General features: G+C 53.4%; 7 protein-coding genes. 5 read left to right on the top strand and 2 right to left on the bottom strand.

All coding sequences use genetic code 11. The features are described 5' to 3' along the window. Positions 1 to 12: 12 nt before the first annotated feature. Positions 13 to 1,740, top strand: a complete 1,728-nt coding sequence (locus tag ACMXD4_RS06075; RefSeq protein WP_415880159.1) for a protein kinase domain-containing protein — start codon at positions 13 to 15, stop codon at positions 1,738 to 1,740. 246 nt (positions 1,741 to 1,986) lie between these two features. Then, a complete protein-coding gene (locus ACMXD4_RS06070; RefSeq protein WP_415880158.1) occupies positions 1,987 to 2,454 on the top strand; it encodes a hypothetical protein in 468 nt (155 codons plus the stop codon). A 468-nt stretch (positions 2,455 to 2,922) separates the two neighbouring features. Here ACMXD4_RS06070 and ACMXD4_RS06065 read toward each other — a convergent pair whose 3' ends face one another. Both ACMXD4_RS06065 and ACMXD4_RS06060 read right to left on the bottom strand, forming a co-directional pair. Then, entirely contained in the window at positions 2,923 to 4,800 is a 1,878-nt protein-coding gene (locus tag ACMXD4_RS06065) for a proton-conducting transporter membrane subunit (RefSeq protein WP_415880157.1), read from the bottom strand. After that, a complete protein-coding gene (locus tag ACMXD4_RS06060) occupies positions 4,797 to 7,388 on the bottom strand; it encodes a YbcC family protein (RefSeq protein WP_415880156.1) in 2,592 nt (863 codons plus the stop codon). The genes ACMXD4_RS06065 and ACMXD4_RS06060 overlap by 4 nt, the downstream gene beginning before the upstream one ends. Before the next feature lie 326 nt (positions 7,389 to 7,714). On the opposite strand from ACMXD4_RS06060, the gene ACMXD4_RS06055 reads away from it, so the two are divergent. From ACMXD4_RS06055 to mgtA, 3 genes are all read left to right on the top strand, one after another. Next, positions 7,715 to 9,361, top strand: a complete 1,647-nt coding sequence (locus ACMXD4_RS06055; RefSeq protein WP_415880155.1) for a SulP family inorganic anion transporter — start codon at positions 7,715 to 7,717, stop codon at positions 9,359 to 9,361. 150 nt (positions 9,362 to 9,511) lie between these two features. After that, positions 9,512 to 10,225 (top strand): DUF2490 domain-containing protein, encoded by a 714-nt coding sequence (locus ACMXD4_RS06050; protein WP_415880154.1) that lies wholly within the window; start codon positions 9,512 to 9,514, stop codon positions 10,223 to 10,225. 50 nt (positions 10,226 to 10,275) lie between these two features. After that, entirely contained in the window at positions 10,276 to 12,810 is a 2,535-nt protein-coding gene (gene mgtA, locus ACMXD4_RS06045; RefSeq protein ID WP_415880153.1) for a magnesium-translocating P-type ATPase, read from the top strand. The last annotated feature ends 12 nt before the right edge of the window (positions 12,811 to 12,822 follow it).

Below are 12,822 nucleotides of genomic sequence, written 5' to 3'. Positions count from 1 at the left end.
TATCCGCAGACTATGGGCAAAACCTTATCAGTCAAGCTCGGTTCGCACAGCGACAAAGGTGTGAAACCCGAAAACGAAGATTGCTGGGGGGCTGTCGTCCCCGAGGAACCGCAACTCACCCTAAAAGGCATCGTAGCGGGCATTGCGGACGGCATGAGCGGCAGTGAAGCCGGCAAGGAAGCCAGCCATTGCTGCATTACCGCGTTTTTGGAAGATTATTACAGCACGCCGGATTCCTGGTCGGTGGCCAAGGCCGGACAAAAAATCCTCTCTGCCACCAACTCCTGGCTGCACAGCCAGGGACAAATCCGCTATGCCTCGGTTAAAGGCATGGTGAGCACGCTCAGTGTGCTGGTACTTAAATCCAACACCGCCCATATTCTGCACGTCGGCGATTCGCGGATTTATTTATGGCGACAACATGCGCTGGAGCAACTCACGCGCGACCACAGACTTTGGGTGTCCAACGACAAAAGCTATCTGAATCGGGCGATGGGTATCGAACCGCATTTGGAGGTGGATTACAAATCGCTGACCGTCGAAAAAAACGACTTGTTCTTAATGACTACAGACGGGCTCCACGATTTTATTAGCGAGCACCACCTAAAAAACCTGCTATTGCAGGGTTCCGACCTACAAGCCCTTGCCGAAATCTTGGTAACAACCGCCTTGGCTAACGGCAGCGAGGACAACGTAACCTGCCAACTGGTTCGCATCGACGACTTGCCGCAGCTACGCGAAGACGAAATATTGCGGCACCATGGGCATTTGCCCTTCCCGCCGCCGCTGTCACCCGGCATGCTGCTGGATGGCTACCGAATCGAAGCGGAATTGCATGCCAGCAAACGCACGCAAATTTACCAAGCCTTCGATACGCTGCATAACCGCCGGGTGATTTTGAAAACGCCATCGGTGCTGTATAACGACGACACCCATTATATCGAGCATTTTTTGCACGAAGAATGGGCCGGCAAACGCCTCAATCATCCCAACGTCTTGACGGTACTCGAATCCGACCGAGCCAAAAGCTGTCTTTACTATGTGACCGAATTTATCGAGGGGCAAACCTTAAGAGAATGGATCACTCAGAACCCCAAGCCGGAGATCAAGCGGGTACGCGCCCTGATCGAACAAATCGCCAAAGGGCTACGCGCCTTTCATCGCATGGAAATGCTGCATCAGGATTTGAAGCCGGAAAATATCATGATTGACAACAGCGGCACGGTGAAGATCATCGATTTCGGTTCGGTGAAAATCGCCGGCATTGCCGAGATCACCCCGCTTGACCGGCATCAGACCGAGAATATTCTCGGCACGCTGAACTACACCGCTCTGGAGTATCACCTGGGGCAAACCGGCACAGTGAAGTCGGATTTGTTCTCCTTAGGCGTCATCTGTTACGAAATGCTCAACGGCAGTTTGCCATTCGCCAACATGCCGGAAAAACCCAACCGCCACAATCTCGAACGCCTGGTTTACATTCCCAGTATCCGCCGCAACGAAATGGTACCGATCTGGATAGACGGCGCCTTGAAAAAGGCCACGACCGTTTCGCCACGATCCCGCTACGACGAATTGTCCGAATTCCTGCACGACCTTTCCACCCCCAACCCGCAATTCCTGAAAGCGGAAGACAAGATTCCGCTTATAGAACGCAATCCTTTGTTGTTCTGGAAAAGCACGACAGCGCTGTTCTTTCTGATCAGCGTGGTTTTACTGTTCTTGTTGAGCCGGAAATAGCGGCCTGCATAAAAAGAATGAACGGCTGGCAATTGGCGTGCATGTCGTAGTCTATTCCTGCTGGCATTCAAAATGTAGACGCTGTTAGCTTGCGTAATCGCACATTTCAAAGCCATCATCCTCCATGCGCATCGCCAATCGGAGCGGGCTTGACATAAAACACCTACCTGATAAAGTCAGTGGCACATCAATACGCAGGCAGCTTTGCCTGATAATCAATAGTTAGCGTTCATCCATAAGACATTCATGGCATTCGTTTCAGAATCACTGGCATCGACTGTCAGCAGCTTCGTATCAGAGCACGAGCACGCTCGAGCCTTGATCACCGAGAAAGGAGAGCGAAATACGAGATGGGTCGATGCTCAGTCAAATTCGGTGTTGTATCTGCTATCGAAAGAGGACTTTGCACACGGTATCGCTTCCTTTGAATGGCTCTTCTTTGTCGACTCGGTAGCACTGAGCTTACGGACATCAGGTCACGGTGGCCCTAGTGCGGCATCTTGGCAACTTCAGCGTGTTTCATCTGGTCAGGCGATCCCAGAGCACCAAAGAATAAGGCTGCTTCATCTGATAGAGGATGCATCAAGGGCCTACATGGAGTGGTATGACAGACAGTTCTGGGAAGCTGAAGTTTGGCTTGATAGCAACCTGTCAATTGACAGCAAAAGCACCAAGTGGCTGGATATGAACGGAATGGGTGACGATAATCGCTAACCCGGCTCTCAAACTCGCTCCCTCTGGTCGCCCGCGCCGGTTAGCTCTAGGTTAGCGCGCAGTGGGTCTTTCCAAGTCAGTCAGTAGCCTCGATGAAATCGAGGGCTCGAAGGCCACCACCCTTAAAATTTGCCTATGTTAGTCTGATGATGGATGGCCGACACCCTCGATTCCGCTAACGCTGCATCGAGGCTACACAAAACCTACCCCGGACTTGCAATCTCAGAGGCTATCCATTCCACTGCGATCACTAAAGCCGAAGCCCGGTAGGGTACGCACCGCGTACCTTTTGGCTGCCAAAAAAGCCATTAAACGGTACGCAGTGCTACCCTACATCTGATATGCAATTAGCATTTGATCGAGCGTTATAGGCTCCGAACCGGACAGACAGAAAGGAAGGAAGCCCAACAGCCCAGTTCTGACCACTCTCGTCGGTCCACCTTCGTAAATATTGCGCACCAACAAACCTCAAACCGCCCCCCGCAGTTCCACCGGCCGCCCCATACAAAGCCGCAGATATACTCTAGCGATGGCGATGCCGTTGATCACGAACGATACGGTAATCGGCGCGGCAAACCAGGGATGTTGGCTGCTGGCATGCGACAAGAGCAAGTCCTCGCCCAAGAATACCGGCGTGATCGGAAAGCCAACCAGACCTAAGAAACTCAAAAATAGCATCAGCGACCAACCGGGCCGGGTTTCGGCGAAGGCGCGAAATACAAAAGGTTCGTCGGCGAAATGGTAATGTCTCAACAAAACGCTAAGCGCCACAATCCCCAAAGCCCAGGAGGGAATGATGCCGCTGAAAAACAACGCGACATCGTACCAAGCGGCAGGCACCATCAACCACACCGCCACGCCGGCCAAAATACTGCTCAAGGCCACGCTATGCCAAACCTGGAACGGGCTGCGTTTGTTGCTAAATGCGCTTAAAGACACGACCGCCATCGCCAGGGAGATCGGCATGGACAAATAGATTCTGGCCACGCTGCTTACGCCGGACGCGGCGATGGCAATGATCGCCAACAGCGCGAGGCCCGCCAAAATTTTGATCCACAGACTCACCCCGTTCAATTGCCGGCCCAGGTTTTTCAGCGGTTCCCACAAAATTTTCTTCACCAACAATTCCAACTGCCCTTCCTGCAAGGCAAAGACATACAAGGTATTTTGCAATACATCAGGCAAGGAATCGCGAATCGACGCCGGCAAAAACGTCAGTTGTTCATTGTTTTTAATATAAAAATCGCTATCGACATTGCCTTCCACCCGCAGTAAATGCGCCACGATGGATGGCGACACCAACAACTGATAGCAGCGCAAAAAGGCATTACCCATAAAGTGCAGCAACACCAAGTCTTCCAGACCCAATGCCAACTCGACGAACATAATCCCGACTTGCGCGATGGAGGCGTAAGCCACTTGGCCTTTGATATTGGACTGGGTTTTCTCCGCCAAGGTGGCGACAAACACCGTCAACGCGCCAATACTGAATACGATCAAGCGCGGCAAATAGTGATAACTCCAGATCGGCATGGTCCGCAATAACAGAAACACGCCCAGATGTATCGATAAGGCTCCATAGAAAATCGCACTGGAAGGCGTCGGCCCTTCCATCGCGCGGGGCAGCCAAAAACTGAACGGAAACTGCGCCGACTTGCCGGAGGCGGCCAAAATAATCAGCCAGGATAAAATGGCCAAGGAGGCATACCCCGCGGGAGGAATGTTGTTAGGATCGAACATGGTCAACAACTGGCTAAAATGCTGGCTTTCGTGAAACAGCAAATGGCTCATCCAGGTACCCACCAGCAAACCGACATCGCAAAACCGATAAATCGTGTAAGCGCGTAAGGCGTTGCGCACGGGCTGCGGCCGATGCCGGTAGAAGGCAATCAGCAAGAATGAGGAGATGCCGACGATTTCCCAGCCCGCAAACAGCATGTCGATACTGCCCGACAGCACAATTAAATTTAACCCAAAGGCGAAACCGAAGATGGCCTGGAAGAAGCGTTTGTAACCGGCTTCCCGGTGCAGATAAACCCGGCAGTATTTGACAATGGCCGAGAACACCGCCCACACCACGAACAAATACACGGCGCCGACCCTATCCAGAAAAAACAGCAAGGGGAACTGGTAATCATCGTGTTGATACAACACCAACCATTGATATTCAAAGTTCGCAAAGCCGCCGGCGGCCCACGCGGCCAGCAAGCCCAGCACTGCAAGGCCCTTGACCCGGGTCATCCACAAGCTGATGGCGGCGATTCGATGCTCATCATCCGGGCTGAAAAAAATCAGTAAAAAACCTATTAGCGGCAACAACACGCATGCCAATAATAACGCGCTCATCCCTGTCTCCTTTCTAATGCGTGGACCGGAATGGTCCGGGTTTGTCCGACAATGATTTTTTCCGAGCGACTGGCAATCGGCAGCGGTCTACCGGCCGCTGGTTCGGCCACCCGCCAACCATCACAGCTGTACAAATACATGGCGCGGCTCACCGGATCGCAAGCTACCAGGCGTATCCACTCGTTATCCAGCCATTCTCGCAGGCTACCCAGCATGGCAATGGCTTGATCGGCAATCGCCGTCGTTTGTTCGACCACCATTAACAAGCGTGCCGGCTCGTGCACCTCGACCATTTGCGACGGCAAGCCGGTGCGCAAATCCCCCTCAACACCATTGGCCACACCCAGCAAACCGATCACGTTATGCGGCAGTTTGGTGCCGGCGCCGTAGACGGAATTGTCGATGCGCGAAAACAGATACTCCAGATTGATACCGCCACAAACGGGAATGACCGCTGACAATACTTTCACTAAGATCGAGCCGTCGCTATCGCTGTTGGGATCGTAGGATTGCAAAAATGCCCGCCGGTCCATAAAAAGGTGCCGGGTCAAGTCGCGCCGCCCTACCACGCAATACAGATTATTGGAATGATTGAGTTCCGGGCGCGGCTCGAAAATCGACGAGGCCCGCGCCACCACATGCCGGTGCGCTTCGTCGTTTTTATGGGATTTTGGCCCCAACTCAAACCAGCGGCAGCGTTCGCGCGCGTTGCGCTGTAAGGCATGCTGCATACTGTGTTGGAAACTGTGAAACTCGTGACGCGCGGCCTTATCCAGCTGTTGCTGATCGAAGTAAGTGATTTCGTCGCGACTGGTATTGTGCAAAGCGGGGACAAAATGCGTACTGGCGGGAATATCGATACCGCGCTCCCGCAAAATATCGCGAACCTGCGGATGATTAGCCATCCAGGCAAAAGCCCGCGCATTCGGCGCACCGGGCTTACCGGAGCAAGCACCGCAATCGTAAGCGGCGAAATGCGGATTGTTGACGCTGCTGGAGCCGTGGGCCACCACCACGATTAAGGGCGCGAACTGCTTAGTCAGGCCGATATTGCGCAACAAACCGCTCACCCTATCCGCCATTTCCATCAACGAAAACCCCAGCAGGTAGCCGTCCTCATTCGGTTCGTCGCTCTCCCGCAGTAAGTGTAAATGGCTATGGGCTTCCACTTCGCTCAAGCTTTGGATGCCCGGCAACTGGCCACCGGGGCGCAACACACTCCAGCCCAGTCTTAAGGCGTAGGCCAAGCCCAAGGTTTGCGTATACAGCCAACCACGGAACATGGAATGCGCGCCAAAATGCAGCGTCGACAGTGATTCGCCCTTCTCGGCTTTGTCGGCTTTGTCGGCTTTGTCGGACTGCGGCGTATCGGTCGATTCCAAAATCAGATGTTTGGGTTTGATCACCACCGGACACTGCGCCACCGGATACACATCATCCAAGCCTTGGTAGAGAAAATCGATACCAAAAAATCCCGGTGCGCCGAAGGTTTCGATACCCGGATCCATTTCTTCCAGATAGCGCCGCAGCGAACATTCCCTATCGTCTATGCAAAATAGCGCCTGCACTTTGGGCACTTGCTCCGCCGACGGGTTAATCGGCGCTTGCTCGCGCAAGGCTATGAGTAATTCAGAATGCAGCGACCACTCCATTGCCTCGTGCCACACCCGCATTTTCAGCGGTACCTGGGGTTGGGTGGCATCGCGCTCCAGTAACGGAATAGCGTGTAAATTCGGTAGCTGGGCGATCTGTAAAAACCGATGTCCGTGCTTTTTATCGATAAACGCCAACTCGCACGCCAGCTCCACCGCTAACAATTCTTTCAGCGAAATAGCCCGTGGCGCCAGCAACACATTCGGCTGGGTTTCGATAATCCGCACCATCCCCGACCAACCAGGATGGGCCAGCAATACTTCCAACAGATATTGGCCGTATAAGGTTTCGTCACCGACGATTTTGCTTAAACAATTCAAAATCACCTGGTCCGGCCCGGTGTCCAGCATTTGCCGCACCACCGGCTGATGAAACGGATACAGAGGTAACAGGCTGTTTTGCACCAACCGTAACACGCAATCCCAAAACCGCTCGTCCGGTTTGGGCATGGCCCAACGGCTGATGCCTTGATCAAGAAAATTACTCAGCAATCTGAACATCACCGGATGCACCATCCCGTTCAAGTCGATTTCCAGATGATTGAGCCAAGCAGTGCGGATACCGTGGTTAGCCAACGACTGCGGCGGGTAATGGCTATGATCATCCGGCTCAAACAAAGATGCCCGCAACGACTGCTCTTGATAGACGCTGCAATTGGCCTGCGCAATCGCCCATTCCAGTGCTTGATCGCTGATCCTACCTTCCTCATAGCGTTTCAGGTAATCGGCCAAAGGCAAATAGCTTTTCGCGCCATACACCTGCGCCGCCACCGCCACCCCTTCGTGAAACGGATAGTCCTGCACGGCATGCAAGGTGTTGTGGTGAATAAAATCCTTAATAGGCCCCTGGCTGGGCAGCCAATGAGCGATGTGGTCGATAGCCGCATTGAGATCGAAAGCAGCTTTGTGAACATTTTGATGGGCAGAAGCAGACATCTGTAACTTAAACCTCGCTAGTCAAACAGAAGTTGAGGCAAACAGCCTCTTATGCTTAACACAGCATAGTGCGTGCCAAATCCCTAAACCCTGGCATATCAACGTTTCCAGCTTATTATTTAAACCCCAAGCTAAGCCCCATCGGTGCAAATAAACCACCCAATTGGTTGAAGCTGACGAATCAACCAGGCCAATCAATCAAATCGATAAGCATTTTCCGGGCAAGCACGTCCACAACCCTTGATATATCTGCACTGACGCAGTTCATGCAAAACTGGCATGTTTCTCGCTGCACTTTGGTTTTCCTAGGCTACTTGAGAAAGACCATGACCACATCCTCTTCGGCCATCTTGCCTAAATCCGGGCTCCCCGGTTTAATCGAAAACTGGCGTAGCGATCTACTATCCGGTTTTTTAGTGTTTTTAATTGCCTTGCCACTGTGCCTGGGTATCGCCATGGCGTCGGGCTTTCCGCCCATGTCCGGCATCATCACCGCGATTATCGGCGGCGTGGTGGTTTCCCGAATCAATGGCTCCTATGTCACGATCAACGGCCCGGCGGCAGGTTTGATCGTGGTGATCGTCGATGCCGTGCAAGCGCTGGGCCAAGGCGATGCGATGGCCGGTTATCGCTACACGCTGGCCGCCATCGTCATCGCCAGCGTCTTGCAAGTGCTGCTGGGCGTGTTTAAGGCCGGCAAGCTCAGTGCCTTTTTCCCCTCATCCGTGGTACACGGCATGCTGGCCGCTATCGGCATCATCATCATGGCTAAGCAGATTCATACCTTGCTGGGGGTTAAACCCGAAGCGAAAAGCCTGTTGGGGACCATCGCCGAAATCCCGCACTCGCTGATGGACATGAATCCGGAAGTCTCGCTGATCGGCTTGCTAGGCTTGTTGCTGTTGATACTTTGGTCAGTGATCAAACATCCCACTTTAAAAATGATCCCCGCCCCGCTGCTGGTGGTATTACTCGGCTTGGCCTTGGGTCAGTATTTTGATTTGGACCATATCCACCAATACCTGTTTTTGCCGGATGCTGCGATTCTGCCGCACCATGAATTCAGCGTCGGCCCGTCATTTCTGGTAGCGGTACCGGAACATTTTCTGGCCGGCTTTTATCTGCCCGACTTTTCCAAAATCGCCACCGGCGAATTTTGGCTGGCGGTATTGACCATCTGGCTGGTGGGCAGCCTGGAAAGCCTGTTAAGCGCCTCGGCCGTGGACAAACTGGACCCGTATAAGCGCAGTTCCAACCTGAATCGCGATTTAACCGCAGTCGGTATCGGCAATGTGCTTGCCGGCATGTGCGGCGGTTTGCCGATGATCGCCGAGATTGTCCGTAGCTCCGCCAACATCAACAACGGTGCGAAAACCGGTTGGGCCAACTTCTTTCATGGCCTATTTCTGCTGATCTTCGTGGCGCTGTTTCCCAAACTGATTCACGAAATCCCATTGTCGGCTCTGGCCGCACTGTTAGTGTTCACCGGTTTTCGCTTGGCCTCACCCAAAGAATTTGCGAAAACCCTGGCCGTCGGTGTGGATAATTTTGCCGTCTTCGTCATCACGATTCTCGGTGTGTTGGCGACCGACTTGCTGGTTGGCGTGGCGATCGGCATCGCCGTGGAACTGGCAATACATGTCAGCCGTGGCCTCAAGCTACGCAACGCCTTTTCGATGGCTTTTCATGTGCGTCAAACCGATGCCGATACCCATCATATTGCGGTATCCGGCGCGGCGGTGTTTTCCAACTTCATCACCTTGAAAAGCTTGCTGGCCGATTTTCCGCAACGGAAAACGGTATTTTTTGATTTGACCGAAGCCAATTTAATCGACCATACGGTCATGGAATTCATCCACCATTTTGCCGAAGATTACAACCAAGCTGGCGGCCGTTGCCAAATTGTCGGCTTGGACGATCACGAAAGCTATTCCGACCATCATCTCGCGGCGCGCCGCAAAATTGCACTCTGACCCGGCTTAGGCTCACGCGACGGCAACAGCAGTCGCGTGACGCCCCAGCCGTCCTCAGCACCACACCTTAACAACCCCGCCAAAAGCCCGCTCCTCTCCCGATAACACCGGGAGATACAGACGCTTTTGCTTAAATTTTGGAGAATCGTCATGCACACACTATCGCGAACATTATGGTATTCCTGCTGCGTATGCTCGCTACTGGCTACTTCGACCGCTGTAAACGCTACTGAATTGCTTGAAGACTCCGGCGCCTGGTTACAAGCCGTGGCCGAGGGCAGCATGGGCTTTATCGATCCCAGCCTGAAAAACGGCCGGGTTTGGCTGGAAGGCCAATCGCGCTTCGATGGCGATTGGGGTCATTGGTATCAAGGCATGGTGCGTACAGCGGCCGGTTATGCCTTGAGCGACCGCGCCACACTCTGGGCCGGTTACACTTGGCTACCGACTCAAAACATCGGTAAATCTTATGTCTCACAACAGGATATTTGGCCGGCGTTTCGTTATGTATTGCCCACGGAGATCGGCACTTTTACCTTCCGCACGATGTGGGAAACCAACTTTTTAAACGGCAGCCAATTACGCGAACGTCCCCGGCAGATGATCAAATTCATGCATCCGCTTGAGTTCGAACCGCGCTTTAGCCTGATCGCCTGGGACGAGGCCTTTTACCGGGTCAATTCCACCACCTTCGGCGGCAAATCTGGCTTCGACCAAAACCGGGCGTTTGCCGGCTTCGGCTGGAGCTTCAACAAAAATGTCAGAACCGAATTGGGTTACATGAACCAATATGTCGATAACGCCAATCACAGCGCGGCGACGATGCGGCATTTGGGGATGGCGTCGGTGTTTGTTAATTTTTAAGCAGCGGGCCTTAAACACAAGGTCCGCTCAACCGAGTATCGAGGTCGCAGATGCCCAGTAAAGTCATCCCCAAACCCGCAGAACCGTTTTGGCATAATCCGATTTCGGAATTATTCCAGCAGATGCAAACAGACGAACGCGGCCTACGCCAGCAAGAAGCCACATCGCGGCTAAAACATTACGGCGATAACCGTTTACAAAATCACAAGCCTCCCAGCACCGTCAGCCTATTTTTCGGGCAATTCAAAAGTTCGATTATTCTGATCCTGCTGTTTGCCACCGGCTTGTCCTTTTACCTGCACGACAAACTCGACGCGCTGATCATCCTGAGCATTATTCTGATGAGCGCGCTGCTGGGTTTTTGGCAGGAAAAAGGCGCCGCCGACGCGGTCGGCAAACTGCTGGCAATGGTGCAAATCAAGGTTTCCGTATTACGCGACGGCACCTTCCAAGAATTGCCCGCCGAACAAATCGTCCCCGGCGACATCGTGCAGTTGCGGGCCGGCGACGTGATTCCGGCCGACTGTCGGCTACTAAGCTCCGACAACCTGTTCGTCGACGAAGCCATTCTCACCGGCGAAAGCTACCCCGCGGAAAAATATGTCACCGACCTGCCGATCAACACCGGCCTCAGCCAACGCCAAAACTGCGTGTGGATGGGCTCGCACGTACAAAGCGGCAGCGCCACGGCCCTGGCGGTCGCGACCGGTTCCGGCAGCGAATTCGGCAAACTCTCCGAACGCATCAAACTGAAAGCGCCGGAAACCGAATTCGAACACGGTGTGCGCCGCTTCGGTTATCTACTGATGGAAGTCACGTTGATCCTGGTCATCATGATCTTAGCGGTCAACGTCTATCTGGACAAACCGATCATGGACTCATTTCTGTTCGCGCTGGCCCTGGCGGTCGGCTTGACACCGCAGCTGTTACCGGCGGTGATCAGCATCAATCTCGCGCACGGCGCCAAACGCATGGCCGAACAAAAAGTCATCGTCAAACAACTGGCTGCTATCGAAAATTTCGGCAGCATGAACGTGTTGTGTTCCGACAAGACCGGCACGCTGACCGAGGGCACGGTGCAACTAAAAGACACACTGGATATTAGCGGCCAGACCAGCGACAAGGTAGCGCGCTACGCTTACCTTAATTCGGCCTACGAAACTGGTTTTAACAACCCCATCGATCAGGCCATCCGCCAATTCAAAACTTTTGCTGTCGCCGAAAACGGCAAACTCGACGAAATCCCTTACGACTTCCATCGCAAGCGGCTCAGCATGCTGGTACAAGATCAAGGCGAAACCTTGATGATCTGCAAAGGTGCGTTGAACAATATCTTGGAAATTTGCGACACGGTGGAAAACGCCAACGGCGAGCTGCAGGCAATCGACGGCGTTTACGATGCCATTCAACAACGCTACCGGGAATATAGCAGCCAGGGCTTCAGGACCCTGGGCATTGCTTACAAACCGATGCCCGGTAAAACCAAATTTGCCAAGGACGACGAAACCGGCTTGCGCTTCCTGGGTTTTTTAACCTTCTTCGACCCGCCGAAAGCCGATTGCGGGGAAACCATTGCCTTGTTACGCGAACAGGGCGTGACCTTGAAAATCATCACTGGCGATAACCGCTTGGTAGCTGAAACGGTGGCGGCCCAATTGGGCCTGACAACACCGGCCATTCTGACCGGTATCGATCTGGCCGGAATGAGTGAAACAGCCCTGATTCATCGGGTTACGCAGGTCAATTTGTTCGCCGAAATCGAACCCAATCAGAAAGAGCGCATCATCGTCGCTTTAAAGAAAGCCGGCTTCGTGGTCGGTTACATGGGCGACGGCATTAACGATGTTTCGGCGCTACATGCGGCGGATGTGGGTATTTCCGTAGACAGCGCCGCCGACGTCGCCAAGCAAACCGCGCAAATCGTGTTGCTGGAAAAAAATCTGCGGGTATTGCTGGCGGGGATACGCGAAGGCCGCACGACCTTTGCCAACACCCTTAAGTATGTGTTCATGGCCACCAGCGCCAACTTCGGCAATATGTTCAGCATGGCCGGCGCTTCGCTGTTTTTGCCCTTTCTGCCGCTACTCCCCAAGCAAATCTTGCTAACCAATCTGCTGACCGATTTTCCGGAAATGACCATCGCTTCCGACAACGTCGATCCGGAAATGCTCGGCAAACCGCACCGCTGGGATATAGGCTTTATCCGTAAATTCATGATTACCTTCGGCATTATCAGCTCGGTGTTCGATTACCTGACCTTCGGCGTGCTGTTATGGCTGCAAGTGCCGGTGGAGCAATTTCGCACCGGCTGGTTTTGCGAATCGGTGATTTCCGCTGCGCTGATCGTGTTCGTGGTGCGCAGCCAAAACAGCTTATTCAGCAATCGCCCGGGCAAGTATTTGATGATCACCACCGCCACCATCGTCGCACTGACATCGGCATTGCCTTATACGCCTTTGGCGCCGTTCATAGGCTTTCAACCGCTGCCGGCGGCGATTATCGGCTGGCTGAGTTTGATCGTATTGCTTTACATCCTGACTGCAGAATTGGCGAAACGGATTTTCTATCGCCACGTAAACCTATAGCCGCCATAGTCC

The organism is Methylomonas sp. TEB (genome assembly GCF_047777895.1).
In the GTDB taxonomy this organism is placed as follows: Bacteria; Pseudomonadota; Gammaproteobacteria; order Methylococcales; family Methylomonadaceae; genus Methylomonas.
The sequence above is the reverse complement of the archived record's forward strand: the minus strand, read 5'-3'. Positions and strand labels throughout refer to the sequence as shown.